This window comes from Enterobacter vonholyi, from assembly GCF_008364555.1.
In the GTDB taxonomy this organism is placed as follows: domain Bacteria; phylum Pseudomonadota; class Gammaproteobacteria; order Enterobacterales; family Enterobacteriaceae; genus Enterobacter; species Enterobacter vonholyi.
Genome location: NZ_VTUC01000038.1, coordinates 171,597 through 197,858, shown reverse-complemented (window position 1 = coordinate 197,858; position 26,262 = coordinate 171,597). Strand labels below are relative to the sequence as shown.

Sequence of the window (26,262 nt, the reverse complement as noted above, 5' to 3'; positions counted from 1 at the left end):
CACCTAGACAGTGCGGGCTTTTTTTTCGGCTAAAGGAAACGAGGTAGAACCATGCGAGTGTTGAAGTTCGGCGGTACATCAGTGGCAAATGCAGAACGTTTTCTGCGTGTTGCCGATATCCTGGAAAGCAACGCCAGGCAGGGGCAGGTTGCGACCGTGCTCTCTGCCCCGGCAAAAATCACGAACCATCTGGTGGCGATGATCGAAAAAACCATCGGTGGCCAGGACGCACTCCCGAACATCAGCGACGCAGAGCGTATCTTCGCTGACTTATTGCAAGGGCTGGCAGAGGCGCTGCCTGGCTTCCCGCACGCTCAGCTGAAGTCCTTCGTTGAGCAGGAATTTGCGCAAATCAAACACGTTCTGCACGGCATCAGCCTCCTCGGCCAGTGTCCGGACAGCATCAACGCGGCGCTGATTTGTCGCGGTGAAAAACTCTCTATCGCCATTATGGCCGGCGTGCTGGAAGCGCGCGGCCATAGCGTGACCGTGATCGATCCCGTTGAAAAACTGCTTGCGGTGGGCCACTACCTCGAATCCACCGTTGATATTGCCGAATCAACCCGCCGTATCGCCGCCAGCAAAATTCCCGCTGACCACATGATCCTGATGGCAGGCTTTACCGCCGGTAACGAGAAGGGCGAGCTGGTGGTGCTGGGCCGTAACGGTTCCGACTACTCCGCCGCCGTGCTGGCCGCCTGCTTACGCGCGGACTGTTGTGAGATCTGGACTGACGTCGACGGCGTCTATACCTGCGACCCGCGCCAGGTTCCGGACGCCAGGCTGCTGAAGTCGATGTCGTACCAGGAAGCGATGGAGCTTTCCTACTTCGGCGCCAAAGTGCTTCACCCGCGTACCATCTCCCCGATTGCCCAGTTCCAGATCCCTTGCCTGATTAAAAACACCGGTAACCCGCAGGCGCCGGGTACGCTGATTGGCGCGAGTACCGATGAAGACGGTCTGCCGGTGAAAGGCATCTCCAACCTCAACAATATGGCGATGTTCAGCGTCTCCGGCCCTGGGATGAAAGGGATGGTCGGCATGGCAGCGCGCGTATTTGCGGCCATGTCCCGCAACGGTATTTCGGTGGTGCTGATCACCCAATCCTCTTCCGAGTACAGCATCAGCTTCTGCGTGCCGCAGGCTGACTGCCTGCGCGCCCGCCGCGCGCTGGAGGAAGAGTTCTATCTGGAGCTTAAAGAAGAATTGCTCGAGCCGCTCTCCATTCAGGAGCGTCTGGCGATTATCTCCGTGGTAGGCGACGGCATGCGCACGCTGCGCGGTATCTCAGCCAAGTTCTTTGCCGCGCTGGCGCGCGCCAATATCAACATCGTGGCAATTGCCCAGGGCTCGTCGGAGCGTTCAATTTCTGTTGTCGTGGACAATGATGACGCCACCACCGGCGTTCGCGTGGTTCACCAGATGCTGTTCAACACCGATCAGGTCATCGAGCTGTTCCTGATTGGCGTGGGTGGCGTAGGCGGCGCGCTGCTGGAGCAGGTGAAGCGTCAGCAGGCGTGGCTTAAGAAGAAACACATCGACCTGCGCGTCTGCGGGATTGCGAATTCCAAAGCGCTGCTTACCAACGTCCACGGCCTTAACCTGGAAAACTGGCAGGCAGAGATGAACGAGGCGAAAGAGCCGTTCAACCTGGGCCGCCTGATCCGTCTGGTGAAAGAGTACCATCTGCTTAACCCGGTCATCGTCGACTGTACCTCGAACCAGGCGGTCGCCGACCAGTACGCCGACTTCCTGCGCGAAGGTTTCCACGTGGTGACGCCGAACAAAAAGGCCAACACTTCGTCGATGGATTACTATCACCAGCTGCGTCTGGCGGCGAGCAAGTCGCGCCGCAAGTTCCTTTACGACACCAACGTTGGGGCTGGTCTGCCGGTTATCGAAAACCTGCAGAACCTGCTTAACGCGGGTGATGAACTGCAGCGTTTCTCCGGCATTCTCTCCGGCTCGCTGTCGTTTATCTTCGGCAAGCTGGATGAAGGGATGAGCCTCTCCGAAGCCACCCGCGCCGCGCGCGAGCTGGGCTACACCGAGCCGGATCCGCGTGACGATCTCTCCGGTATGGATGTGGCGCGTAAGCTGCTGATCCTCGCCCGTGAAACGGGCCGGGAGCTTGAGCTTTCTGATATCGTGATTGAACCGGTCCTGCCGGAAGAATTTGACAGCAGCGGTGACGTCAGCGCCTTTATGGCCAGACTGCCGCAGCTTGACGACGCGTTTGCCGCGCGCGTTGCGAAAGCCCGTGATGAAGGTAAGGTATTGCGCTATGTTGGCAACATTGAAGAAGATGGCGTGTGCCGGGTGAAGATTGCCGAAGTGGATGGCAACGACCCGCTGTACAAAGTCAAAAACGGCGAAAACGCTCTCGCGTTTTACAGCCACTATTATCAGCCACTGCCGCTGGTGCTTCGCGGCTATGGCGCAGGGAACGATGTTACGGCGGCGGGTGTGTTTGCCGATCTGCTGCGTACCCTGTCATGGAAGTTAGGAGTTTAACATGGTCAAAGTTTATGCCCCGGCTTCCAGCGCGAATATGAGCGTCGGATTTGACGTGCTGGGTGCGGCGGTGACGCCGGTGGATGGTTCGCTGCTGGGCGATACGGTTACGGTGGAAGCGGCAGACAGCTTCAGCCTGAATAACGTGGGCCGCTTCGCCAGCAAGCTACCGTCCGACCCGCGCGAGAACATCGTCTATCAGTGCTGGGAACGCTTCTGTCAGGAGATCGGTAAAAACGTGCCGGTCGCTATGACGCTGGAAAAAAGTATGCCGATTGGCTCGGGGCTGGGTTCCAGCGCCTGTTCGGTGGTCGCTGCTCTGGTGGCAATGAATGAGCACTGCGGCAAGCCGCTGAACAACAACCGCCTGCTGGGCTTAATGGGCGAGCTGGAAGGGCGTATCTCCGGCAGCATTCACTATGACAACGTGGCGCCGTGCTTCCTCGGCGGCATGCAGCTGATGATCGAAGAAAATGGCATCATCAGCCAGCAGGTGCCAGGGTTTGATGAGTGGCTGTGGGTGCTGGCCTATCCGGGCATTAAGGTCTCTACCGCGGAAGCGCGTGCGATCCTGCCCGCGCAATATCGTCGTCAGGACTGTATCGCCCACGGGCGTCATCTGGCGGGCTTTATCCACGCCTGCTACACCCGTCAGCCGCAGCTGGCGGCAAAACTGATGAAGGACGTCATTGCCGAGCCGTACCGCACGAAGCTGCTACCCGGCTTTAACGAGGCGCGACAGGCATCAATGGATATCGGCGCGCAGGCGTGCGGCATCTCCGGCTCCGGCCCGACGCTGTTCGCCCTGTGCGACAAGGCAGACACTGCGCAGCGCGTGGCGGACTGGCTCTCTAAACACTACCTGCAAAATCAGGAAGGCTTTGTTCATATTTGCCGTCTGGACACGGCTGGCGCACGAGTACTGGGATAATTAATGAAACTCTACAACCTTAAAGATCATAACGAGCAGGTCAGCTTCGCGCAGGCGGTGACTCAGGGACTGGGCAAAAATCAGGGGCTGTTTTTCCCGCATGACCTGCCGGAATTCCAGCTGACCGAGATTGATGACCTGCTGAAGCAGGATTTTGTCACCCGCAGCACCAAAATTCTGTCCGCGTTTATCGGCGATGAAATTCCGCAGGAGCTGCTGGAAGAGCGCGTGCGTGCGGCATTCGCGTTCCCGGCGCCGGTTCAGCAGGTTGAGCCTGACGTGGGCTGTCTGGAGCTGTTCCACGGCCCAACCCTGGCGTTTAAAGACTTCGGCGGCCGCTTTATGGCGCAGATGCTGACGCACATCAGCGGTGACAAACCGGTGACCATCCTGACCGCAACCTCCGGCGATACCGGCGCGGCGGTGGCACACGCGTTTTACGGCCTGAAAAACGTACGCGTGGTGATCCTCTATCCGAAAGGCAAAATCAGCCCGCTGCAGGAGAAACTGTTCTGCACCCTCGGCGGCAACATTGAAACCGTGGCAATTGACGGTGATTTCGATGCCTGCCAGGCGCTGGTCAAGCAGGCCTTCGACGACGAAGAGCTGAAGGTAGCTCTGGGTCTTAACTCTGCGAACTCCATCAACATCAGCCGTCTGCTGGCGCAGATCTGCTACTACTTCGAAGCGGTGGCGCAGCTGCCGCAGGAAGCGCGCAACCAGCTGGTGATCTCCGTGCCGAGCGGTAACTTCGGTGACCTGACGGCGGGCCTGCTGGCAAAATCCCTGGGTCTGCCGGTGAAACGCTTTATCGCCGCGACCAACGCCAACGACACCGTGCCGCGCTTCCTGAAAGACGGGAAGTGGGCGCCGAACGCCACGCAGGCGACCCTCTCCAATGCGATGGATGTGTCTCAGCCGAACAACTGGCCGCGCGTGGAAGAGCTGTTCCGCCGTAAGATCTGGCGTCTGGGCGACCTGGGCTATGCCGCGGTGACGGATGAAACTACCAAATCCACCATGCGCGAGCTGAAGGCGGTCGGGTATACCTCTGAACCGCACGCGGCGATTGCCTACCGCGCGCTGCGCGACCAGCTTAACCCGGGTGAATATGGCCTGTTCCTGGGCACCGCGCATCCGGCGAAGTTCAAAGAGAGCGTGGAGGCAATCCTGGGCGAAACGCTGCCGCTGCCGAAAGAGCTGGCCGAGCGTGCCGACCTGCCGCTGCTGTCCCATGAACTGCCGGCAGACTTTGCCGCGCTGCGTAAGCTGATGATGTCCCGAGCATAATTTTTGTCGGGTGCGGCTTCGCCTTACCCGACCTACAACAGCTCAGAACGTAGGCCGGGTAAGGTGTAGCCACTACCCGGCTTTTTTTATGGAGAAATTAAGGAGGAAAATAGCAGGGAAAAAGCAGAAATTCCCAATAAATGCGGTCACTTAGCGATTAGGATTGCAGAGAATAACATCCCCCGTTTCCCTCGCGTAATCTCCTTACATCGGCCCACGTTGGGCAAAGATAATAAGGAGTCACCGATGTCTACACTGAAACCTGTGCTGATTGCGCTTTCACTGATGCTGGTCGCTCCCATGGCGGTACAGGCATCCGAAATCACCCTCGTACCTGCGGTCAAACTGCAGATTGGCGATCGGGATAATAACGGGCACTACTGGGACGGTGGCCGCTGGCGCGACCACGAGTGGTGGAAGGCGCATTATGACTGGCGCGATAACCACTGGCGTCCACATGATGAGCATCGCGAGCGTGACCACCATCATGACGACCGTCGCCATGACGATCATCGTCCGGGCCCGGACTGGAAACACCACTAATGCAAAACCCCGCCAGCCGGCGGGGGTTGTTTTTACTGCTCGTGGCGCTTAAACACCAGCTCGCCTCTCCCTGACGCTTCTTCGTCAAAGAAATAGCCTTCGCTGTTGAAGGCGGTTAGCTGCTCCGGCTTCGTCAGGCGGTTCTGGATAATGTAGCGGCTCATCAGACCGCGCGCTTTCTTGGCGTAGAAGCTGATCACTTTGAACTTACCGTTCTTCTCGTCGAGGAACACCGGTTTGATAATCTCCGCATCCAGCTTTTTCGGCTTCACCGACTTGTAGTATTCATCGGATGCCAGGTTAATCACCACGTTATCGCCCTGCGCGCGCAGCGCCGCATTCAGCTTATCGGTGATGATATCACCCCAGAAATGGTACAGGTCTTTGCCTCTGGCATTCTCCAGACGAATCCCCATCTCCAGACGATACGGCTGCATGAGGTCCAGCGGTCTCAGTACGCCGTACAGACCCGACAGCATGCGCAGATGCTGCTGGGCAAAATCGAAGTCGGCTTCGCTAAAATCTTCCGCCTGCAGGCCAGTATAGACATCGCCTTTAAATGCCAGAATCGCCTGGCGAGCGTTAGCCGGGGTGAAATCTGGGTGCCACTCGTGAAAGCGGGTCGCGTTAAGGTCTGCCAGCTTGTCGCTGATGCTCATCAGCGAGGCGATTTGCGGCGCAGAGAGCTTACGCAAATCGCGGATCAGCTGTTGCGAGTAGTCCAGCAGTTCAGGCTGAGTATAGCGCTCTGTAGCGAGCGGGCTCTGGTAGTCGAGCGTTTTTGCAGGTGAAATCAGAATCAGCATATCCAGTCCTTGCAGGAAATTTAGAGCGACTTTAGCAAAAAATCGCCCTGAATTGATCGATAGCTGTTATTGCCGCGGCAAATCATCCCACGTGCCGGGGGCAAGCTGCGCCTTAATATCGGGATAGCGGGCGGGATCAAATACCGGCGGAACGCCGAGTTTGCGCTGGCGCAGATAGTCTCTGGCAATCAGGGTCACAACGGGCGAGAGCAGCAGGATTGCCGTGAGGTTAGTGATCGCCATCAGCGCCATAATGATATCGGCCAGCTGCCAGACCAGCGGCATACTGAGCAGGGAGCCTGCGATCACCATCAGGATGACCCCCAGACGCAGAGTTCCGATTGCGGCGCGGGAGTCGAGCTTCAGGAAAATAAGGTTATTTTCGGCGTAAAGGTAATTCACCACTATCGAGCTGAAGGCAAACAAAACCAGGATTAGCGAGACAAACCCTGAACCCCAGCCGCCGGTCAGGTTTACCAGCGCCTGCTGGAGAAGCTGTATTCCGGCAGTTCCTGAGGAATGCGGTACGGGGCCTGCCAGCAGCAAAATCATGGCGCTGGCGGAACAGATAATAATGGTATCGGTAAAGACACCAATCATCTGCACAATGCCTTGCGCGGCCGGGTGCGGCGGCCAGGAAGAGGCGGCAGCAGCCGCATTGGGGGTTGATCCCATACCGGCCTCATTAGAGAACATTCCTCGCTGAAAACCCGCCATCAGCGCCTGACTGAATGTGTAGCCCAGCGCCCCGGAGGCCACTTCGCGCCAGCCAAAGGCGCTTTTGACGATGGTCGCAATCACGCCCGGCACCTGGTCGAGATGCAGGGCGGCAACGAACAGGCTCGCGGCAACCCAGAGCAGCGCCATAATGGGCACCAGCCACTGCATCAGACGGGCGATGCCCTTGAGACCGACTGAGATGGTAAGCAGAACGACGACGGCTAAAGCGAGACCCGCGAGCCACTCGGGGCAGGAGAAGGCATAGCGCAGGGCGTTGGCGACCGAGTTCGCCTGGACGGTATTAAAAATAAGGCCGTACGCGAGCAGTAAAAAAAGCGAGAATAGGACACCCATCCAGCGCATCCCTAAGCCACGCGCCATGTACCAGGCTGGACCACCGCGAAACTGGCCGTTTTTATCTTTCTCTTTATAAAGCTGGGCGAGCGAACTTTCGGCAAAGGAGGTGGCCATCCCGAGAAGCGCCGTCACCCACATCCAGAAGATAGCGCCTGGCCCACCGGCGCTGATGGCCAGCGCAACGCCCGCCATATTCCCGCTGCCGAGGCGTGCCGCCAGGCTGGTACAGAGTGCCTGAAACGACGTTAATCCGCCTGGCTGAGGCGTGACGCTGTTTTTCAGACTTCTGCCAAACTTGCGAATATAACGAAACTGGATGAACCCACTGCGTAGCGTAAACCAAATACCTGCTCCCAGAAGCAGGTAAATCATTATCGAACCCCACAGGACTTCGTTAATAAAGAAAAAGAAATCAGGCATTAACGTCCCTCTTGTTGATGCCAAAGTGAATATGTAAGCGCTACCACTGATTGGGCATGCTGTTGCTTAGCAGCCTGTTAATATTCCGAGTTTACCATACTCTACCTAAGCGCACTGTCTGCGGTTGCGCTACCCCTCCGTCGTGTTATCATCAGGGCAGACCGGTTACATCCCCCTAACAAGTAAACCTGTCATTTTTCCGCTGCAGGCATGCTGTCGGTAGCGTGAATTATCCAGGGCACGTTAAAAGAGAAACACTATCATGACGGATAAATTGACCTCCCTTCGTCAGTTCACCACTGTCGTAGCTGACACCGGAGATATCGCGGCAATGAAGCTGTACCAGCCGCAGGATGCCACAACTAACCCTTCTCTGATCCTTAACGCCGCACAGATCCCTGAGTATCGCAAACTGATTGACGACGCAGTGACCTGGGCGAAAGCACAGAGCAACGACCGCGCGCAGCAGGTTGTGGATGCCACCGACAAACTGGCAGTGAACATCGGTCTGGAAATCCTGAAACTGGTTCCTGGCCGTATCTCTACCGAAGTGGATGCGCGTCTCTCCTACGACACCGAAGCGTCTATCGCGAAAGCGAAACGTCTGATCAAAATGTACAACGACGCGGGCATCAGCAACGACCGTATCCTGATCAAACTGGCTTCCACCTGGCAGGGTATTCGCGCGGCAGAGCAGCTGGAAAAAGACGGTATCAACTGTAACCTGACCCTGCTGTTCTCCTTCGCGCAGGCGCGTGCTTGTGCAGAAGCGGGCGTATACCTGATTTCTCCGTTCGTGGGCCGTATTCTGGACTGGTACAAAGCCAACACTGATAAGAAAGAGTATGCACCGGCTGAGGATCCAGGCGTGGTTTCTGTTACTGAAATCTACGAATACTACAAACAGCACGGTTATGAGACTGTGGTTATGGGCGCAAGCTTCCGTAACGTCGGTGAAATCATCGAGCTGGCTGGCTGTGACCGCCTGACCATCGCTCCTGCACTGCTGAAAGAGCTGGCAGAAAGTGAAGGTACCATTGAGCGTAAACTGTCTTACACCGGTGAAGTGAAAGCACGTCCAGAGCGCATCACTGAATCCGAGTTCCTGTGGCAGCACAACCAGGATCCAATGGCGGTAGACAAGCTGGCGGACGGTATCCGTAAGTTTGCTGTTGACCAGGGCAAACTGGAAAAAATGATCGGCGACCTGCTGTAATCATTCTGCGTGACCGGGCTCCCGGTCACGCGACTTCTTTCGTCCCCTGTCTGAATCTCCTCTCTGCGTGTATCATTCCCTTTAATCAGTACTCTTTGAATGGAATGGATATGAATACCTTACGCATCGGCTTAGTGTCGATTTCTGACCGCGCCTCCAGCGGTGTTTACCAGGATAAAGGCATCCCCGCTCTGGAAGAATGGTTGAGCAGCGCGCTGACCACTCCCTTTGAGATTCAAACCCGCCTGATTCCTGACGAACAGCCGATCATCGAGCAGACGCTCTGCGAGCTGGTGGATGAGATGAGCTGCCATCTTGTTCTGACGACGGGCGGAACCGGCCCCGCGCGCCGTGACGTGACGCCGGACGCGACGCTGGCTATCGCCGATCGCGAAATGCCGGGCTTCGGTGAACAGATGCGCCAGATCGGTCTACACTTTGTTCCGACGGCCATTCTTTCCCGCCAGGTGGGGGTGATCCGCAAGCAGGCGTTGATTCTGAACCTGCCGGGTCAGCCGAAGTCGATCAAAGAGACCCTGGAAGGGCTTAAAGCGGAAGACGGCAGCGTCATCGTTCACGGTATCTTTGCAAGTGTACCGTATTGTATACAGCTGCTTGACGGCCCGTATGTCGAAACAGATGAGAAAGTGGTAGCAGCTTTTCGTCCTAAAAACGCGCGTCGCGAAACAATCTCCTGAAATTAATCAATATGTGACATAAGCTGAAGCGGCGATAGCGTGGGCAAGGTTTTACGGTATAGTAATTTTTTCTTTACGATTGCTGTAAAAATAATTCTACAATACACGCATAATGGTTCGCTATGTCACATAACACCCGACCTCTGAATCGACAGGATTACAAAACCCTCACGCTTGCGGCCTTAGGCGGCGCGCTGGAGTTTTACGACTTCATTATCTTCGTCTTCTTCGCCGCCGTGGTGGGAGAGCTCTTCTTCCCGGCGGATATTCCGGAATGGCTGCGTCAGGTGCAAACCTTCGGCATTTTTGCCGCCGGGTATCTGGCGCGTCCGCTGGGCGGCATCATCATGGCCCACTTTGGCGATCTGGTCGGGCGTAAGAAGATGTTTACCCTTAGCATCCTGCTGATGGCCGTGCCGACGCTGGCCATTGGTCTGCTGCCCACCTATGCCTCGATGGGTATCCTTGCGCCGTTGCTGCTGTTGCTGATGCGCGTTCTTCAGGGCGCGGCGATTGGCGGTGAAGTGCCGGGCGCGTGGGTGTTTGTCGCGGAACATGTTCCGGCGCGCCGTATTGGTATCGCCTGCGGAACCTTAACCGCGGGCTTAACGGTAGGGATTTTGCTCGGGTCCGTCGTCGCAACGATCGTTAATACCAGCATGACGCAGCAGGCCGTGCACGACTGGGGCTGGCGTATTCCATTCCTGCTGGGCGGAGCGTTTGGCCTGGTCGCGATGTACCTGCGTCGCTGGCTGCAGGAGACCCCGATTTTCCTCGAAATGCAGCAGCGCAAGGCGCTGGCGCAGGAGCTGCCGGTGAAGGCGGTCGTGGTACGCCATAAAAAAGCGGTAGTAGTGTCGATGCTGCTTACCTGGCTGCTCTCGGCGGGCATCGTGGTGGTGATATTGATGTCCCCGGTGTGGCTGCAAAAGCAGTACGGTTTCGCTCCTGCCGTGACGTTACAGGCGAACAGTATCGCGACAATCATGCTCTGCTTTGGCTGTCTTGCCGCCGGGCTGGCGGCGGATCGTTTCGGTGCCAGCGTTACCTTTGTTGTCGGGAGCCTGTTACTGGCCGCATCAAGCTGGGCGTTTTACCATCTGGCTGGCAGCCATCCTGAACAGCTGTTCCTGCTGTACGGCGTGGTAGGCCTGTGCGTGGGCGTTGTCGGGGCTGTACCGTACGTGATGGTGCGCGCGTTCCCGCCAGAGGTACGCTTCACCGGGATTTCTTTTTCCTACAACGTGTCGTATGCCATTTTCGGTGGGCTGACGCCGATTGCGGTGACGGTGTTGATGGGCGTGTCTCCCATGGCTCCGGCCTGGTACGTGCTGTCGCTGTCGGTGATGGGGCTGGGATTAGGGATTTGGCTGGGGCAGAAGCGGGGATGTCGTGCCCGCGAGGCGGACACGACAGAAGGATCAGTGTTTTTCACCAATCGGTAAAACGGTGCGTTCAAACTGCTCGTTCAGCACTTCACCCATTGCAAGGTAGATAGCGCTTGCGCCGCAAACCAGACCAATCCAGCCTGCAACATGAACGATGCCTTCGTTATCCACCAGGTGACCGATCGCCAGCAGGGCGAACAGGACGGTCAGGCTCAGGAAAACGAACTGCAGCATACGGTTGCCCTTCAGGGTACCGAAGAACATAAACAGGGTGAAAACGCCCCACAGACCCAGGTAAACGCCCAGGAAGTGGGCGTTTGCGGCGTCTGCCATGCCCATTTTAGGCAGCAGCAGAATGGCAACCAGGGTCAGCCAGAAAGAACCGTAAGAGGTGAAGGCGGTTAAGCCGAAGGTATTGCCTTTCTTATATTCCAGCAGGCCCGCGAAGATTTGTGCGATACCGCCGTAAAAAATGCCCATCGCCAGGATGATGCCATCCATCGGGAACATCCCGATATTGTGCAGGTTCAGCAGAATAGTGGTCATGCCAAAACCCATCAGGCCCAGCGGAGCCGGATTAGCCAACTTAGTGTTGCCCATAAGTCCTCAAAAAAATCATCATTAATATGGTGAAATGGTTAAACCCGCGTCAGTTCTCCCTGACTGGGCGCGGCATCATAATGGGCGCAATCAATGGCGTCTATGATCTCATCAGGGTGAAATTAAAATTTTTTTTATGCTTGCCCCTTGATGGATGCCGTCGCGACCCCATCTTGTAGTCAACCGCAGTGTGTGGACCTGAAAAAAATCAAATCTGGGCAGTTGAAAAAGCACGTTCTGCCCTTATTACAGGTACACAACCACATGTTGACTGAATTTTTAGTGGAGACGTTTAGATGGGTAAAATTATTGGTATCGACCTGGGTACTACCAACTCTTGTGTAGCGATTATGGATGGCACTACTGCACGCGTGCTGGAGAACGCCGAGGGCGATCGCACCACGCCTTCTATCATTGCTTATACCCAGGATGGTGAAACTCTGGTTGGTCAGCCGGCTAAACGTCAGGCAGTGACAAACCCGCAAAACACCCTGTTTGCGATTAAACGCCTGATCGGTCGCCGCTTCCAGGACGAAGAAGTTCAGCGTGACGTTTCCATCATGCCTTACAAAATCATCGCGGCAGATAACGGTGATGCATGGCTTGATGTGAAAGGCACCAAAACTGCACCACCGCAGATTTCTGCTGAAGTGCTGAAAAAAATGAAGAAAACCGCGGAAGATTACCTGGGTGAGCCGGTAACTGAAGCTGTTATCACCGTACCTGCCTACTTCAACGATGCTCAGCGTCAGGCAACCAAAGATGCTGGCCGTATCGCAGGTCTGGAAGTAAAACGTATCATCAACGAACCAACCGCGGCTGCACTGGCTTACGGTCTGGATAAAGAAGTCGGCAACCGTACTATCGCGGTTTACGACCTGGGTGGTGGTACCTTCGATATCTCTATTATCGAAATCGACGAAGTTGACGGCGAAAAAACCTTCGAAGTTCTGGCAACCAACGGTGATACCCACCTGGGTGGTGAAGACTTCGATACCCGTCTGATCAACTACCTCGTTGACGAGTTCAAGAAAGATCAGGGCATTGACCTGCGTAACGACCCGCTGGCTATGCAGCGCCTGAAAGAAGCCGCTGAGAAAGCGAAGATCGAGCTGTCTTCTGCTCAGCAGACCGACGTTAACCTGCCGTACATCACTGCAGACGCGACCGGTCCTAAACACATGAACATCAAAGTGACCCGTGCGAAACTGGAAAGCCTGGTAGAAGACCTGGTGAACCGTTCTATCGAACCGCTGAAAGTTGCTCTGCAGGACGCTGGCCTGTCCGTGTCTGATATCAACGACGTTATCCTCGTTGGTGGCCAGACCCGTATGCCAATGGTGCAGAAGAAAGTGGCTGAGTTCTTTGGTAAAGAGCCACGTAAAGACGTTAACCCGGACGAAGCAGTGGCTATCGGTGCTGCGGTTCAGGGTGGCGTACTGACCGGTGAAGTTAAAGACGTACTGCTGCTGGACGTTACCCCGCTGTCTCTGGGTATCGAAACCATGGGCGGTGTGATGACTGCGCTCATCAACAAAAACACCACCATCCCAACCAAGCACAGCCAGGTGTTCTCTACCGCTGAAGACAACCAGTCTGCGGTAACCATCCATGTGCTGCAGGGTGAGCGTAAGCGTGCGGCGGATAACAAATCTCTGGGTCAGTTCAACCTGGACGGTATTAACCCGGCACCGCGCGGCATGCCGCAGATCGAAGTCACCTTCGACATCGATGCTGACGGTATCCTGCACGTGTCTGCGAAAGACAAAAACAGCGGTAAAGAGCAGAAGATCACCATCAAGGCATCTTCTGGCCTGAACGAAGCTGAAATCGAAAAAATGGTTCGCGATGCCGAAGCTAACGCGGAATCCGACCGTAAGTTCGAAGAGCTGGTTCAGACCCGTAACCAGGGTGACCATCTGCTGCACAGCACCCGTAAGCAGGTTGAAGAAGCAGGCGATAAACTGCCAGCGGAAGACAAGACTGCTATCGAAGCTGCACTGAGTGCGCTGGAATCCTCACTGAAAGGTGAAGATAAAGCGGACATTGAAGCGAAGATGCAGGAACTGGCACAGGCTTCTCAGAAGCTGATGGAAATCGCTCAGCAGCAGCACGCTCAACAGCAGGCGGGCGCTGACGCTTCGGCGAACAACGCGAAAGACGACGATGTTGTCGACGCTGAGTTCGAAGAAGTTAAAGATAAAAAATAATCGCCCTGATGCAGGGTAATTAATCGGCACGGGCGTAGGAGAACTCTCCACGCCCGTGCTCGCATGTTAAGGGGCTTAAAAAAACCAATGGCAAAGCAAGACTATTACGAGATTTTAGGCGTTCCGAAAACTGCGGAAGAGCGTGAAATCAAAAAGGCGTATAAGCGCCTGGCCATGAAATTCCACCCGGACCGTAACCAGGGTGACAAAGAGGCTGAAGCCAAATTTAAAGAGATCAAAGAAGCCTACGAAGTCCTGACCGATGCACAAAAACGTGCGGCCTATGACCAGTACGGTCACGCAGCCTTTGAACAGGGCGGCATGGGCGGCGGTGGATTCGGCGGTGGCGGCTTTGGCGGCGGCGCTGACTTCAGCGATATCTTTGGCGATGTGTTCGGCGATATCTTTGGCGGCGGCCGCGGTCGTCAGCGCGCGGCGCGCGGCGCGGACCTGCGCTACAACATGGAGCTGACGCTGGAAGAGGCCGTTCGCGGCGTAACCAAAGAGATCCGTATTCCAACGCTGGAAGAGTGTGACGTTTGCCACGGCAGCGGTGCGAAAGCGGGTACGCAGCCACAAACCTGTCCAACCTGTCACGGTTCGGGTCAGGTACAGATGCGTCAGGGCTTCTTTGCGGTGCAGCAGGCCTGTCCGCACTGTCACGGTCGCGGTACGCTGATCAAAGATCCGTGCACCAAATGCCACGGCCACGGTCGCGTTGAGAAAACCAAGACCCTGTCCGTTAAGATCCCGGCCGGCGTGGATACGGGCGACCGCATCCGTCTGGCAGGTGAGGGCGAAGCAGGCGAGCACGGCGCACCGGCAGGCGATCTGTACGTCCAGGTGCAGGTGAAACAGCACGCTATCTTTGAGCGTGAAGGGAACAACCTGTACTGCGAAGTGCCGATCAACTTTGCGATGGCGGCACTGGGCGGTGAAATCGAAGTACCGACGCTGGATGGTCGCGTCAATCTGAAGATCCCGGGCGAGACCCAGACCGGTAAGCTGTTCCGCATGCGCGGGAAAGGCGTTAAATCCGTTCGTGGTGGTGCGCAGGGCGACCTGCTTTGCCGCGTCGTCGTGGAAACGCCGGTTGGCCTGAACGACAAGCAGAAACAGCTGCTGAAAGAGTTGCAGGAGAGCTTCGGTGGCCCGACGGGTGAGAAAAACAGCCCGCGCTCCAAAAGCTTCTTCGATGGCGTCAAAAAATTCTTCGATGATTTGACCCGCTAATCGATCAGCTGGTTTTCATCCGCAAAAGCCCGGAAGCGATTCCGGGCTTTTTCTTTTTGTAGGTATTGCTCGGTTAAACTGAATCTATACTCAATATTAATCTGTTTTTGCCGAGCTATTTGGCTTGGTATTATGGTTTTATCGAGGTATTGTTGTAAAAGAGAGAACTTAAATGAAATTACTACACCGTTTCTTTAGCAGTGAGGCGTCCGGTGGCGTGATCCTGATTATTGCCGCAGCGGCCGCGATGGTGCTGGCTAACCTTGGCATCACGCAGGATCTCTACCATGCATTTCTGGAAACGCCCGTTGAGCTGAAGGTCGGGGCGCTGGAAATTAACAAGAACATGCTGCTGTGGATCAACGATGCGCTAATGGCGGTGTTCTTCCTGCTGGTGGGGCTTGAGGTCAAGCGTGAGCTGGTACTGGGCTCGCTTGCCAGCCGCCAGCGCGCGGCGTTTCCGGTGATTGCCGCGCTCGGTGGGATGGTGGTGCCAGCGCTGCTCTTCCTGGCATTCACCTGGCAGGATCCGATTGCACGTCACGGCTGGGCGATCCCGGCTGCGACGGATATCGCCTTTGCCCTCGGGGTGCTGGCATTGCTGGGAAGCCGCGTGCCGGTGGCCCTGAAAATCTTCCTGATGGCGCTGGCGATCATTGATGACCTGGGCGCCATTGTGATTATCGCGCTGTTCTACACCAGCGATCTGTCGATCCTGTCCCTGAGCGTGGCCGCTGGGGCAATTGCGGTGCTGGCGCTGCTGAACATCTTTAATGTGCGCCGTATTGGAATCTATATCCTGGTGGGGATGGTGCTGTGGACGGCGGTGCTGAAATCGGGCGTGCACGCTACGCTGGCAGGTGTGATCGTCGGCTTCCTCGTGCCGCTCAAGCCGCAGGACGGCAAGTCGCCTGCCAAACAGCTGGAGCATGTGCTGCATCCGTGGGTCGCCTTTATGATCCTGCCGCTGTTTGCGTTTGCCAACGCGGGGGTTTCGCTGGGCGGCGTGACGCTGGACGGGCTGACGTCCGTACTGCCGCTGGGCATCATTGCCGGGCTGTTTATCGGTAAGCCGCTGGGCATTAGCCTCTTCTGCTGGCTGGCGACGAAGCTGAAGCTGGCGTCATTGCCGCACGGCACATCCTTTGGTCAAATTATGGCCGTCGGCGTGCTGTGTGGAATCGGGTTTACGATGTCGATCTTTATCTCGACCCTTGCGTTTGGCGCGCATGCGCCTGAGCTGATCGTCTGGGCGAAACTCGGCATTCTTATCGGGTCATTACTGGCCGCGGTAATCGGTTATACCTTGCTGAAGATTAAATTGTCCGGACAGGCCGTCCGGGCATAACGGAACACCGGGAGGAGGGCGATCCTTCTCCCGATACACACTCAGGGAGAGAAGACGCGATGTCTCATTTAAATTACAACCATCTGTACTACTTCTGGCACGTCTATAAGCAGGGCTCGGTGGTAGGAGCGGCAGAGGCGCTCTATCTGACGCCGCAAACCATCACCGGGCAAATCAAGGCGCTGGAAGAGCGTTTGCAGGGTAAGCTGTTCAAGCGTAAGGGGCGTGGGATTGAACCCAGCGAACTGGGCGAGCTGGTGTTTCGCTACGCGGACAAGATGTTCACCCTGAGCCAGGAGATGCTGGATATTGTCAACTACCGCAAAGAGTCGAACCTGCTCTTTGACGTGGGCGTGGCGGATGCGCTGTCCAAACGGCTGGTGAGCGGCGTGCTGGATGCGGCGGTGGTGGAAGATGAGCAAATCCATCTGCGCTGCTTTGAATCCACCCACGAGATGCTGCTCGAACAGCTGAGCCAGCACAAGCTGGATATGATTATCTCGGATTGTCCGATTGATTCCACCCAGCAGGAAGGGCTGTTCTCAGTAAAAATTGGCGAATGCGGCGTGAGCTTCTGGTGCATTAATCCGCCGCCGGAAAAACCGTTCCCCGCGTGCCTTGAAGAGCGCCGCTTGCTGGTGCCGGGAAGACGCTCAATGCTGGGACGCAAGCTGCTGAACTGGTTTAACTCGCAGGGGCTAAAGGTAGAAATCCTCGGTGAGTTCGACGATGCGGCGCTGATGAAAGCCTTTGGCGAAGCGCATAACGCCATCTTCGTTGCGCCGACGCTGTATGCGCACGATCTCTATTCGGACGATAAGATTACGGAGATAGGCAGAGTGGATAACGTGATGGAGGAGTATCACGCCATATTTGCCGAAAGGATGATTCAGCACCCGGCGGTGCAGCGAATCTGTAACCGTGACTACTCGGCGCTGTTTACGCCACCGGCAATCTAAAGGCATAAAAAAACCCGCGTTAAGCGGGTTCTTTAAACAAGCAACAACAAGTAGCGATTAAGCCAGTTTGTTGATCTGCGCGGTCAGGTTTGCTTTATGACGCGCTGCTTTGTTTTTGTGGATCAGACCTTTAGCAGCCTGACGATCCACGATTGGTTGCATTTCGTTAAATGCGTTCTGCGCTGCAGCTTTGTCGCCTGCTTCGATTGCTGCGTATACTTTCTTGATGAAAGTACGCATCATAGAGCGACGGCTTGCGTTGTGCTTACGAGCCTTTTCAGACTGAACGGCACGTTTCTTAGCTGATTTGATATTAGCCAAGTCCAACTCCCAAATATGTTCTATGTGGACAATTCAAAGGCCGAGGAATATGCCCTCTTTGCCTTCTTTTGTCAATGGATTTGTGCAAATAAGCGCCGTTAATTAGCGACGCTACGTTACGTAGTGATGGCGCAGGATTCTACCAGCTTGTCTTCCCTGAATACAGCCTTTCGGCATAAAAATCGCAGTTCACGAGCAGATTTTTTCGCTGCGAAAGGTCAGCCTGATGAAATCATTACGGCTTTCTGTTTTGCGCGAACAATCGCCGGTTAACCTTAACCGCTGTACAAGGTATACTTTGGCGATTTTCACTGTTTTGAGCCAGACATGAAGCTGATACGCGGCATACATAATCTCAGCAGCGCACCGCACGGGTGCGTGCTGACTATTGGTAATTTCGACGGCGTGCATCGTGGTCATCAGGCGCTGTTGCAGGGATTGCGTAAAGAAGGGGAGGCCCGCGGCCTGCCTGTTGTAGTGATGATTTTCGAGCCGCAGCCGCTGGAGCTGTTCGCGGGCGATAAATCTCCCGCCCGCCTCACTCGCCTGCGCGAGAAGTTGCGCTATCTGGCGGAGTCCGGCGTGGACTATGTATTGTGTGTACGTTTCGATCGCCGCTTTGCCGCGCTGACAGCACAAAATTTCGTCAGCGACCTGCTGGTTAAGCGCCTTGGCGTGCAGTTTCTCGCCGTGGGCGATGATTTCCGCTTTGGCGCTGGTCGTCAGGGCGATTTCTTGCTATTACAGAAGGCTGGTCTGGAGTACGGATTTGACGTCACCAGCGCGATGACCTTCTGCGAAGGCGGCGTGCGCGTCAGCAGCACGGCGGTTCGCCGGGCATTGGCCGATGATGAACTGGATACGGCTGAAACCCTGCTGGGGCATCCGTTTACTATCTCTGGCCGCGTGGTCCATGGCGATGCGCTGGGCCGCACGATAGGCTTCCCGACGGCGAATATACCGCTGCGTCGTCAGGTTTCCCCGGTTAAAGGGGTTTATGCGGTGGAAGTGGCAGGACTGGGCGATAAGCCGTTCTACGGCGTCGCCAACATTGGCACGCGTCCGACCGTCGCGGGTGTGCGTCAACAGTTAGAAGTGCACCTGCTGGACGTTGTAATGGACCTGTATGGTCGCCATATAGATGTGATACTGCGTAAAAAAATACGCAACGAGCAGCGATTTGGTTCGCTGGATGAACTAAAAGCGCAAATTGCGCGAGATGAATTGACGGCCCGCGAGTTTTTTGGGCTTTGAACCCGGCTTAACTGCCTACGTGATAAATACGGAACCGAGAATCTGATGAGTGACTATAAATCAACCCTGAATTTGCCGGAAACAGGGTTCCCGATGCGCGGCGATCTCGCCAAGCGCGAACCGGGAATGCTGGCGCGTTGGACCGATGATGACCTGTACGGCATCATTCGTGCAGCCAAAAAAGGCAAAAAAACCTTCATTCTGCATGATGGCCCTCCATATGCGAATGGCAGCATTCATATTGGTCACTCGGTTAACAAGATTCTGAAAGACATTATCGTGAAGTCCAAAGGGCTCACGGGCTATGACTCGCCTTACGTTCCAGGCTGGGACTGCCACGGTCTGCCAATCGAGCTGAAAGTGGAGCAAGAGTTCGGCAAGCCGGGTGAGAAGTTCACCGCCGCCGAGTTCCGTGCGAAATGCCGCGAATATGCAGCCACGCAGGTCGACGGTCAGCGCGCTGACTTCATCCGTCTGGGCGTGCTGGGCGACTGGTCGCACCCGTACCTGACCATGGATTTCAAAACTGAAGCCAACATCATCCGTGCGCTGGGCAAAATCATCGGTAACGGTCACCTGCACAAAGGCGCTAAGCCGGTGCACTGGTGCGTGGACTGCCGCTCTGCGCTGGCAGAAGCGGAAGTGGAGTATTACGACAAAACTTCCCCATCTATCGACGTGGCGTTCCATGCCGTCGATCAGGATGCGGTGAAGGCTAAATTTGGCGTCTCCTCGGTAAACGGCCCGATCTCTCTGGTGATCTGGACCACCACCCCGTGGACTCTGCCTGCCAACCGTGCGATCTCCCTGTCCGGTGAGTTCGAATACGCACTGGTGCAGATTGACGGTCAGGCGGTTATCCTGGCGAAAGATCTGGTTGAGAGCGTGCTGAAGCGCGCGCATATCAGTGACTACACCGTGCTGGGCACCGTGAAAGGTGACGCCCTGGAGCTGATGCGCTTCAAGCACCCGTTCCTGGACTTCGACGTTCCGGCGATCCTGGGCGATCACGTGACGCTGGAAGCGGGTACCGGTGCGGTGCATACCGCCGGTGGCCACGGTCCTGACGACTACAACATCAGCCTGAAGTACGGTCTGGAAATCGCTAACCCGGTCGGCCCGGACGGTTCTTATCTGCCTGGCACCTACCCGGCGCTGGATGGTATCAACGTCTTCAAAGCGAACGACATTATCGTCGACATGCTGCGTACCAGCGGCGCGCTGCTGCACGTAGAAAAAATGCAGCACAGCTATCCGTGCTGCTGGCGTCACAAGACCCCGATCATCTTCCGTGCGACCCCACAGTGGTTCGTCAGCATGGATCAGAAAGGCCTGCGCGAGCAGTCTCTGAAAGAGATCAAAGGCGTGCAGTGGATCCCTGACTGGGGCCAGGCGCGTATCGAATCCATGGTAGCTAACCGTCCTGACTGGTGTATCTCCCGTCAGCGTACCTGGGGTGTACCGATGTCTCTGTTCGTGCACAAAGAGACGCAGGAGCTGCACCCGAACACCCTGGAACTGATGGAAGAAGTGGCGAAGCGCGTCGAAGTTGACGGCATTCAGGCGTGGTGGGATCTCGACGCCCGCGACATCCTGGGCGCTGATGCAGATAACTACGAGAAAGTGCCGGATACCCTGGACGTGTGGTTCGACTCCGGGTCTACCCACTCCTCCGTGGTTGACGTGCGTCCGGAATTCGCCGGTCACGCTGCCGATATGTATCTGGAAGGGTCGGACCAACACCGCGGCTGGTTCATGTCATCTCTGATGATCTCCACCGCCATGAAGGGTAAAGCACCTTACCGTCAGGTACTGACTCACGGCTTCACCGTGGATGGACAGGGCCGTAAGATGTCCAAGTCCATCGGTAACACCGTTTCTCCGCAGGATGTGATGAACAAGCTCGGCGCAGACATCCTGCGTCTGTGGGTGGCTTCGACCGACTACACCGGCGAAATGGCGGTGTCTGACGAGATCCTGAAGCGTGCTGCCGACAGCTATCGTCGTATCCGTAACACCGCGCGCTTCCTGCTGGCGAACCTGAACGGGTTCGATCCGGCAAAAGACATGGTGAAACCGGAAGAGATGGTGGTGCTGGACCGCTGGGCGGTAGGCTGCGCGAAAGCGGCGCAGGACGATATCCTGAAAGCCTATGAGTCTTACGACTTCCATGAAGTGGTGCAGCGCCTGATGCGCTTCTGCTCCATCGAGATGGGCTCGTTCTACCTCGACATCATCAAAGACCGCCAGTACACCGCGAAAGCGGACAGCGTGGCGCGTCGTAGCTGCCAGACCGCGCTGTTCCACATCGCAGAAGCGCTGGTACGCTGGATGGCGCCGATCATGTCCTTCACCGCGGATGAAATCTGGGGCTATCTGCCGGGTGACCGTGATAAGTATGTCTTCACGGGTGAGTGGTACGAAGGTCTGTTCGATCTCTCCAGCACCGAAGCGATGAACGATGCCTTCTGGGACGAGCTGCTGAAAGTGCGTGGCGAAGTGAACAAGGTTATCGAGCAGGCGCGCGCAGACAAGAAAGTCGGCGGCTCTCTGGAAGCGGCAGTCACGCTGTACGCCGAACCGGAGCTGGCGGCGAAGCTGATCGCGCTGGGCGATGAATTACGATTTGTCCTGTTGACCTCCGGTGCGAAAGTTGCGGATTATGCCGAGGCTTCTGCTGATGCTCAGCAGAGCGAACTGCTCAAAGGACTGAAAGTCGCGCTGAGCAAAGCCGACGGTGAGAAATGCCCGCGTTGCTGGCATTACACCACCGATGTCGGTCAGGTGGCGGAACACGCAGACATCTGCGGACGCTGTGTAAGCAACGTCGCCGGTGACGGCGAAAAACGTAAGTTTGCCTGATGAGTAAAACTCTCTGTTCAACAGGACTGCGCTGGCTGTGGCTGGTTGTGGTGGTGCTGATTATCGATCTGGGCAGCAAATTCCTGATCCTCCAGAATTTTGCTCTGGGGGAGACGGTCCCGCTGTTCCCGTCGCTTAACCTGCACTATGCGCGTAACTACGGCGCAGCGTTTAGTTTCCTTGCCGACAGCGGTGGCTGGCAGCGCTGGTTCTTTGCAGGTATCGCTCTGGGTATCTGCGTGATCCTGGCGGTGCTGATGTACCGCTCGAAGGCCACGCAAAAGCTGAATAACATCGCCTACGCGCTAATCATTGGCGGCGCGCTGGGCAACCTGTTTGACCGCCTGTGGCACGGCTTTGTGGTCGATATGATTGACTTTTACGTCGGCGACTGGCATTTCGCGACCTTTAACCTGGCCGATACGGCAATTTGTATCGGTGCGGCGTTAATCGTGCTGGAAGGCTTCTTGCCTAAACCGGCTGCGAAAGAGCAGGCGTAACACACTCGCCCGGTGGTGTAATGCCACCGGGCAAAACAAGCGAGCAATTTGCATGTCTAAATCCGTACAGAGCAACAGCGCGGTTCTCGTTCACTTCACGCTGAAGCTGGATGACGGCTCTACGGCCGAATCCAGCCGCAACAACGGCAAACCGGCCCTGTTTCGTCTTGGTGATACCTCCCTGTCTGAAGGTCTTGAGCAGCAGCTTCTCGGTCTGAAAGAGGGTGAGAAAAAAGCCTTTTCGCTGGAGCCGGATGCCGCGTTTGGCGTGCCGAGCCCGGATCTGATCCAGTATTTCTCGCGCCGCGAGTTTATGGACGCAGGTGAACCGGAAATCGGCGCGATTATGCTCTTTACCGCTATGGACGGCAGCGAAATGCCTGGCGTGATCCGCGAAATCAACGGCGACTCTATTACCGTTGACTTCAACCATCCGCTTGCCGGGCGTACCGTTCATTTTGATGTTGAAGTGCTGGAAATCGATCCTGCGCTGGAGGCCTGAAATGCAGATCCTGTTGGCTAACCCGCGCGGCTTCTGCGCCGGTGTAGACCGCGCTATCAGCATTGTTGAAAACGCGCTGGAGATTTACGGCGCGCCGATTTATGTGCGTCACGAAGTGGTGCATAACCGCTATGTGGTCGACAGCCTGCGCGAGCGCGGCGCAATTTTTATTGAGCAGATCAGCGAAGTACCGGACGGTGCGATTCTGATCTTCTCCGCGCACGGTGTCTCGCAGGCGGTCCGTAACGAAGCAAAAAGCCGCGATCTGACCGTATTCGATGCTACCTGTCCGCTGGTGACAAAAGTGCATATGGAAGTGGCGCGCGCCAGCCGTCGTGGTGAAGAGTCGATTTTGATTGGCCATGCCGGTCATCCGGAAGTCGAAGGCACCATGGGCCAGTACAGCAACCCGGAAGGGGGGATGTATCTGGTTGAGTCGCCTGAAGATGTCCTTACGCTGAACGTGAAAAACGAAGCGCGTCTGTCGTTTATGACCCAGACGACGCTCTCCGTAGACGATACCTCAGACGTGATTGACGCCCTGCGTCAGCGCTTCCCGAAAATCGTCGGCCCGCGTAAGGATGATATCTGCTACGCAACCACTAACCGTCAGGAAGCGGTGCGCGCGCTGGCTGAACAGGCGGATGTGGTGCTCGTGGTCGGCTCCAAAAACTCATCTAACTCCAACCGTCTGGCCGAACTGGCGCAGCGCATGGGGAAAATGGCTTTCCTGATTGATGACGCGTCGGATATTCAGGAAGCGTGGGTTAAAGACGCGGCCTGTGTCGGCGTGACGGCCGGGGCGTCTGCGCCAGATATTCTGGTTCAGAACGTCATTTCCCGTCTGCAGGAGCTGGGCGGTGGCGAAGCGGTGCCGCTGGAAGGACGTGAAGAGAACATCGTTTTCGAGGTCCCGAAAGAACTGCGCATCGACGCCCGCGAAGTTGAATAGTCCTTTTTCTGATGAAAGGCCAGCACCTCCTGTGCTGGCCTTTTTTTTACCCGTTACTTTATCGTGACGACAAAATCATGTCTTTTACTGATATTTAAGTCGGTTTCACGTTAAATTCTAATTATCGGTGTTTTCAGTTGGCAGTGCTTCTCAAGGCTGGTTAATCTGAAAACGGTTTACATCATTTTAACGTAAGAGAATAACTATGCATGATGCACAGATCCGTGTCGCCATTGCGGGCGCGGGTGGACGTATGGGCCGTCAGCTTATTCAGGCGGCACTTCAGATGGATGGCGTAGCGCTTGGCGCGGCACTGGAGCGAGAAGGTTCTTCGCTTCTGGGGACCGATGCCGGTGAGCTGGCGGGCGCTGGCCACACGGGCGTTACCGTGCAAAGCAGTCTGGAAGCGGTAAAAGAGGACTTCGATGTATTCATCGATTTTACCCGCCCGGAAGGGACGCTCGCGCATCTGGCGTTTTGTCGTCAGCACGGCAAGGGGATGGTGATCGGCACCACCGGTTTTGACGATGCGGGCAAGCAGGCTATCCAGGATGCATCAAAAGAGATTGCGATTGTCTTCGCGGCAAACTTCAGCGTGGGCGTTAACGTCATGCTGAAGCTGCTGGAGAAGGCCGCGAAGGTGATGGGCAATTATACCGATATCGAGATTGTAGAAGCTCACCACCGTTACAAGGTTGATGCGCCATCTGGCACGGCGCTGGCGATGGGCGAAGCGATTGCTCATGCACTTGATAAAGATTTAAAAGACTGCGCGGTCTATACCCGCGAAGGTTACACCGGCGAACGCGTGCCTGGCACCATTGGTTTCGCAACCGTGCGAGCGGGTGACATCGTCGGCGAACACACGGCGATGTTCGCCGATATTGGCGAACGTGTCGAAATTACGCATAAAGCCTCAAGCCGAATGACGTTCGCCAACGGCGCCGTACGTTCCGCTTTGTGGCTTAAAAGTAAGAAAAACGGTCTTTTTGATATGCGAGATGTGCTCGATCTCAACAATTAGTAAGCATTATTACCCATCGTGATGTGGTTATTGCAGTCGTAATTGTTTGATTGCATAGGGCAATATTTTATTGCCCTTTTATTTTATCTGCTTCATGCGCTATTTTTAATTAAGCCTCTAAATTTCTTTATCTTGTAGCGTTTTAACGTTACTGAAATGTAAATTTTGACCATCCGGTCCACTTTTTCATGCTCCAACACGACATTTTTTATTAAACCAGGCGCGCAAGCGTTTTCCGCAGTGATTTACCTGATCTTTTTGTCGCTTAAGCCGCATTACTCTCGCTAGGGCTGCAAAACACTAAACAAAATATCCGTTTTAAGTTGACTTTTACCCACCAAATCTCCAGAATGCCGCCGTTTGCCAAAAATCCGCTGGCAACACATTTGCATTGATTCATGACATGGTTATGAATTAATATGCAAATAAAGTGAGTGAATATTCTCTGGAGGGTGTTTTGATTAAGTCAGCGCTATTGGTTCTGGAAGACGGAACCCAGTTTATCGGTCGGGCCATAGGGGCAACGGGTTCGGCGGTTGGGGAAGTCGTTTTCAATACTTCAATGACCGGTTATCAAGAAATCCTCACTGATCCTTCCTATTCTCGCCAAATCGTTACTCTTACTTATCCTCATATCGGCAATGTCGGCACCAATGCGGCTGACGAAGAATCCTCTCAGGTACATGCGCAAGGCCTGGTCATCCGCGACCTGCCGCTGATAGCCAGCAACTTCCGCAATACCGAAGATCTTTCTTCTTACCTGAAGCGCCATAACATCGTGGCGATTGCCGATATCGATACCCGTAAGCTAACGCGTCTGCTGCGCGAGAAGGGTGCACAGAACGGCTGTATCATCGCGGGTGATAACCTCGATGCGACGCTGGCGCTTGAAAAAGCGAAAGCCTTCCCTGGCCTGAACGGCATGGACCTGGCGAAAGAAGTGACTACTGCTGAAGCCTACAGCTGGACTCAGGGTAGCTGGACGCTGGAAGGCGACCTGCCGGAAGCGAAAAAAGAGAGCGAGCTGCCGTTCCACGTGGTGGCCTACGATTTCGGCGCCAAGCGCAACATCCTGCGCATGCTGGTTGACCGCGGCTGCCGCCTGACGGTGGTTCCTGCACAAACGTCTGCCGAAGACGTGCTGAAGATGAATCCGGACGGTATTTTCCTGTCCAACGGTCCTGGCGACCCGGCGCCGTGTGATTACGCCATCGCCGCCATCAAGTCCTTCCTGGAAACCGACATCCCGGTATTCGGCATCTGCCTCGGCCATCAGCTGCTGGCGCTGGCGAGCGGTGCGAACACCGTTAAGATGAAGTTCGGCCACCACGGTGGTAACCACCCGGTGAAAGACATCGATAACAACACGGTGATGATCACCGCGCAGAACCACGGCTTTGCCGTCGACGAAGCCTCAATGCCGGCTAACCTGCGCGTGACCCATAAGTCGCTGTTCGATGGCACCCTGCAGGGTATCCACCGTACCGATAAGCCAGCATTCAGCTTCCAGGGCCACCCTGAAGCCAGCCCGGGCCCACACGACGCCGCGCCGCTGTTCGATCACTTCATCGAACTTATCGAGCAATACCGTAAGACAGCTAAATAATCAGGAGC

The 26,262-nt window shown here is 55.8% G+C and carries 22 protein-coding genes, 1 pseudogene and 1 other annotated feature (1 of these 24 cut by a window edge); of the genes and pseudogenes, 19 read left to right on the top strand and 4 right to left on the bottom strand.

Annotated elements, in window-relative coordinates; all coding sequences use genetic code 11:
• Nucleotides 1-27: a sequence feature (Thr leader region), on the top strand (it extends 91 nt beyond the left edge of the window).
• Between the two features lie 24 nt (nt 28-51).
• From thrA to F0319_RS21525, 4 genes are all read left to right on the top strand, one after another.
• Entirely contained in the window at nt 52-2,514 is a 2,463-nt protein-coding gene (thrA, locus tag F0319_RS21540; RefSeq protein WP_149367739.1) for a bifunctional aspartate kinase/homoserine dehydrogenase I, read from the top strand.
• A 1-nt stretch (nt 2,515) separates the two neighbouring features.
• On the top strand, nt 2,516-3,445 hold the full coding sequence (gene thrB / locus F0319_RS21535; RefSeq protein WP_048225593.1) for a homoserine kinase: 930 nt from the start codon (nt 2,516-2,518) through the stop codon (nt 3,443-3,445).
• A 3-nt stretch (nt 3,446-3,448) separates the two neighbouring features.
• Complete coding sequence (gene thrC / locus F0319_RS21530) at nt 3,449-4,735, top strand: threonine synthase (RefSeq protein WP_069720140.1); 1,287 nt, start codon at nt 3,449-3,451, stop codon at nt 4,733-4,735.
• Nucleotides 4,736-4,981: 246 nt separating this feature from the next.
• Complete coding sequence (locus F0319_RS21525; protein WP_149367738.1) at nt 4,982-5,278, top strand: DUF2502 domain-containing protein; 297 nt, start codon at nt 4,982-4,984, stop codon at nt 5,276-5,278.
• A 32-nt stretch (nt 5,279-5,310) separates the two neighbouring features.
• Here F0319_RS21525 and yaaA read toward each other — a convergent pair whose 3' ends face one another.
• Together yaaA and F0319_RS21515 are read right to left on the bottom strand one after the other, a co-directional pair.
• Nucleotides 5,311-6,084 carry a peroxide stress protein YaaA gene (yaaA, locus tag F0319_RS21520; RefSeq protein ID WP_149367737.1) on the bottom strand — a complete coding sequence of 258 codons (774 nt, stop codon included), beginning with the start codon at nt 6,082-6,084 and terminating at the stop codon, nt 5,311-5,313.
• 66 nt (nt 6,085-6,150) lie between these two features.
• On the bottom strand, nt 6,151-7,581 hold the full coding sequence (locus F0319_RS21515; protein ID WP_149367736.1) for an alanine/glycine:cation symporter family protein: 1,431 nt from the start codon (nt 7,579-7,581) through the stop codon (nt 6,151-6,153).
• A gap of 262 nt (nt 7,582-7,843) precedes the next feature.
• Between F0319_RS21515 and tal the strand changes: the two genes are divergently transcribed.
• The 3 genes from tal to F0319_RS21500 all read left to right on the top strand — a co-directional run bounded on the left by tal (nt 7,844) and on the right by F0319_RS21500 (nt 10,940).
• Entirely contained in the window at nt 7,844-8,797 is a 954-nt protein-coding gene (tal, locus tag F0319_RS21510) for a transaldolase (protein WP_023310342.1), read from the top strand.
• Nucleotides 8,798-8,907: 110 nt separating this feature from the next.
• Nucleotides 8,908-9,495, top strand: a complete 588-nt coding sequence (mog, locus tag F0319_RS21505) for a molybdopterin adenylyltransferase (protein WP_111964074.1) — start codon at nt 8,908-8,910, stop codon at nt 9,493-9,495.
• A gap of 122 nt (nt 9,496-9,617) precedes the next feature.
• Nucleotides 9,618-10,940, top strand: coding sequence for an MFS transporter (locus tag F0319_RS21500; RefSeq protein ID WP_149367735.1), 1,323 nt, complete (start codon nt 9,618-9,620; stop codon nt 10,938-10,940).
• Here F0319_RS21500 and satP read toward each other — a convergent pair.
• The gene (gene satP / locus F0319_RS21495; RefSeq protein WP_032644017.1) at nt 10,917-11,483 is read right to left on the bottom strand and encodes an acetate uptake transporter; all 567 of its coding nucleotides are present in this window, start codon (nt 11,481-11,483) and stop codon (nt 10,917-10,919) included. The genes F0319_RS21500 and satP overlap by 24 nt on opposite strands.
• A gap of 296 nt (nt 11,484-11,779) precedes the next feature.
• On the opposite strand from satP, the gene dnaK reads away from it, so the two are divergent.
• The 4 genes from dnaK to nhaR all read left to right on the top strand — a co-directional run bounded on the left by dnaK (nt 11,780) and on the right by nhaR (nt 17,233).
• Entirely contained in the window at nt 11,780-13,693 is a 1,914-nt protein-coding gene (gene dnaK, locus F0319_RS21490; RefSeq protein WP_008502041.1) for a molecular chaperone DnaK, read from the top strand.
• Between the two features lie 87 nt (nt 13,694-13,780).
• Nucleotides 13,781-14,926 (top strand): molecular chaperone DnaJ, encoded by a 1,146-nt coding sequence (gene dnaJ / locus F0319_RS21485; RefSeq protein ID WP_014830600.1) that lies wholly within the window; start codon nt 13,781-13,783, stop codon nt 14,924-14,926.
• Nucleotides 14,927-15,098: 172 nt separating this feature from the next.
• Nucleotides 15,099-16,274, top strand: coding sequence for a Na+/H+ antiporter NhaA (gene nhaA / locus F0319_RS21480; RefSeq protein WP_149367734.1), 1,176 nt, complete (start codon nt 15,099-15,101; stop codon nt 16,272-16,274).
• Between the two features lie 59 nt (nt 16,275-16,333).
• The gene (nhaR, locus tag F0319_RS21475) at nt 16,334-17,233 is read left to right on the top strand and encodes a transcriptional activator NhaR (protein WP_032660752.1); all 900 of its coding nucleotides are present in this window, start codon (nt 16,334-16,336) and stop codon (nt 17,231-17,233) included.
• A 57-nt stretch (nt 17,234-17,290) separates the two neighbouring features.
• Here the strand turns inward: nhaR and rpsT are convergent, their stop codons facing one another.
• Nucleotides 17,291-17,554, bottom strand: a complete 264-nt coding sequence (gene rpsT, locus F0319_RS21470; protein ID WP_003856458.1) for a 30S ribosomal protein S20 — start codon at nt 17,552-17,554, stop codon at nt 17,291-17,293.
• Nucleotides 17,555-17,655: 101 nt separating this feature from the next.
• Here rpsT and F0319_RS22455 point away from each other — a divergent pair.
• The 8 genes and pseudogenes from F0319_RS22455 to carA all read left to right on the top strand — a co-directional run bounded on the left by F0319_RS22455 (nt 17,656) and on the right by carA (nt 26,254).
• Nucleotides 17,656-17,874: pseudogene (locus F0319_RS22455) on the top strand (DUF2575 domain-containing protein).
• A gap of 7 nt (nt 17,875-17,881) precedes the next feature.
• Nucleotides 17,882-18,808 carry a bifunctional riboflavin kinase/FAD synthetase gene (gene ribF, locus F0319_RS21460; protein WP_032644021.1) on the top strand — a complete coding sequence of 309 codons (927 nt, stop codon included), beginning with the start codon at nt 17,882-17,884 and terminating at the stop codon, nt 18,806-18,808.
• 45 nt (nt 18,809-18,853) lie between these two features.
• Entirely contained in the window at nt 18,854-21,670 is a 2,817-nt protein-coding gene (gene ileS / locus F0319_RS21455; protein WP_149367733.1) for an isoleucine--tRNA ligase, read from the top strand.
• Complete coding sequence (gene lspA, locus F0319_RS21450) at nt 21,670-22,170, top strand: signal peptidase II (protein ID WP_033144602.1); 501 nt, start codon at nt 21,670-21,672, stop codon at nt 22,168-22,170. Before ileS ends, lspA begins: the two co-directional genes overlap by 1 nt.
• 52 nt (nt 22,171-22,222) lie before the next feature.
• Nucleotides 22,223-22,672 (top strand): FKBP-type peptidyl-prolyl cis-trans isomerase, encoded by a 450-nt coding sequence (gene fkpB / locus F0319_RS21445; RefSeq protein WP_149367732.1) that lies wholly within the window; start codon nt 22,223-22,225, stop codon nt 22,670-22,672.
• A 1-nt stretch (nt 22,673) separates the two neighbouring features.
• Nucleotides 22,674-23,624 (top strand): 4-hydroxy-3-methylbut-2-enyl diphosphate reductase, encoded by a 951-nt coding sequence (ispH, locus tag F0319_RS21440; RefSeq protein ID WP_115876464.1) that lies wholly within the window; start codon nt 22,674-22,676, stop codon nt 23,622-23,624.
• Nucleotides 23,625-23,829: 205 nt separating this feature from the next.
• Nucleotides 23,830-24,648 (top strand): 4-hydroxy-tetrahydrodipicolinate reductase, encoded by an 819-nt coding sequence (gene dapB / locus F0319_RS21435; RefSeq protein ID WP_149367731.1) that lies wholly within the window; start codon nt 23,830-23,832, stop codon nt 24,646-24,648.
• A gap of 457 nt (nt 24,649-25,105) precedes the next feature.
• Nucleotides 25,106-26,254: a glutamine-hydrolyzing carbamoyl-phosphate synthase small subunit gene (gene carA / locus F0319_RS21430; RefSeq protein ID WP_010427050.1), complete on the top strand. Its 1,149-nt coding sequence runs from the start codon at nt 25,106-25,108 to the stop codon at nt 26,252-26,254.
• Nucleotides 26,255-26,262 lie beyond the last annotated feature (8 nt).

What these genes read in the sequence shown, in the direction of transcription:
- thrA (WP_149367739.1), top strand. Translation starts at nt 52, where the DNA reads ATGCGAGTGTTGAAGTTCGGCGGTACATCAGTGGCAAATGCAGAACGT.
- thrB (WP_048225593.1), top strand. Translation starts at nt 2,516, where the DNA reads ATGGTCAAAGTTTATGCCCCGGCTTCCAGCGCGAATATGAGCGTCGGA.
- thrC (WP_069720140.1), top strand. Translation starts at nt 3,449, where the DNA reads ATGAAACTCTACAACCTTAAAGATCATAACGAGCAGGTCAGCTTCGCG.
- F0319_RS21525 (WP_149367738.1), top strand. Translation starts at nt 4,982, where the DNA reads ATGTCTACACTGAAACCTGTGCTGATTGCGCTTTCACTGATGCTGGTC.
- yaaA (WP_149367737.1), bottom strand. Translation starts at nt 6,084, where the DNA reads ATGCTGATTCTGATTTCACCTGCAAAAACGCTCGACTACCAGAGCCCG.
- F0319_RS21515 (WP_149367736.1), bottom strand. Translation starts at nt 7,581, where the DNA reads ATGCCTGATTTCTTTTTCTTTATTAACGAAGTCCTGTGGGGTTCGATA.
- tal (WP_023310342.1), top strand. Translation starts at nt 7,844, where the DNA reads ATGACGGATAAATTGACCTCCCTTCGTCAGTTCACCACTGTCGTAGCT.
- mog (WP_111964074.1), top strand. Translation starts at nt 8,908, where the DNA reads ATGAATACCTTACGCATCGGCTTAGTGTCGATTTCTGACCGCGCCTCC.
- F0319_RS21500 (WP_149367735.1), top strand. Translation starts at nt 9,618, where the DNA reads ATGTCACATAACACCCGACCTCTGAATCGACAGGATTACAAAACCCTC.
- satP (WP_032644017.1), bottom strand. Translation starts at nt 11,483, where the DNA reads ATGGGCAACACTAAGTTGGCTAATCCGGCTCCGCTGGGCCTGATGGGT.
- dnaK (WP_008502041.1), top strand. Translation starts at nt 11,780, where the DNA reads ATGGGTAAAATTATTGGTATCGACCTGGGTACTACCAACTCTTGTGTA.
- dnaJ (WP_014830600.1), top strand. Translation starts at nt 13,781, where the DNA reads ATGGCAAAGCAAGACTATTACGAGATTTTAGGCGTTCCGAAAACTGCG.
- nhaA (WP_149367734.1), top strand. Translation starts at nt 15,099, where the DNA reads ATGAAATTACTACACCGTTTCTTTAGCAGTGAGGCGTCCGGTGGCGTG.
- nhaR (WP_032660752.1), top strand. Translation starts at nt 16,334, where the DNA reads ATGTCTCATTTAAATTACAACCATCTGTACTACTTCTGGCACGTCTAT.
- ribF (WP_032644021.1), top strand. Translation starts at nt 17,882, where the DNA reads ATGAAGCTGATACGCGGCATACATAATCTCAGCAGCGCACCGCACGGG.
- ileS (WP_149367733.1), top strand. Translation starts at nt 18,854, where the DNA reads ATGAGTGACTATAAATCAACCCTGAATTTGCCGGAAACAGGGTTCCCG.
- lspA (WP_033144602.1), top strand. Translation starts at nt 21,670, where the DNA reads ATGAGTAAAACTCTCTGTTCAACAGGACTGCGCTGGCTGTGGCTGGTT.
- fkpB (WP_149367732.1), top strand. Translation starts at nt 22,223, where the DNA reads ATGTCTAAATCCGTACAGAGCAACAGCGCGGTTCTCGTTCACTTCACG.
- ispH (WP_115876464.1), top strand. Translation starts at nt 22,674, where the DNA reads ATGCAGATCCTGTTGGCTAACCCGCGCGGCTTCTGCGCCGGTGTAGAC.
- dapB (WP_149367731.1), top strand. Translation starts at nt 23,830, where the DNA reads ATGCATGATGCACAGATCCGTGTCGCCATTGCGGGCGCGGGTGGACGT.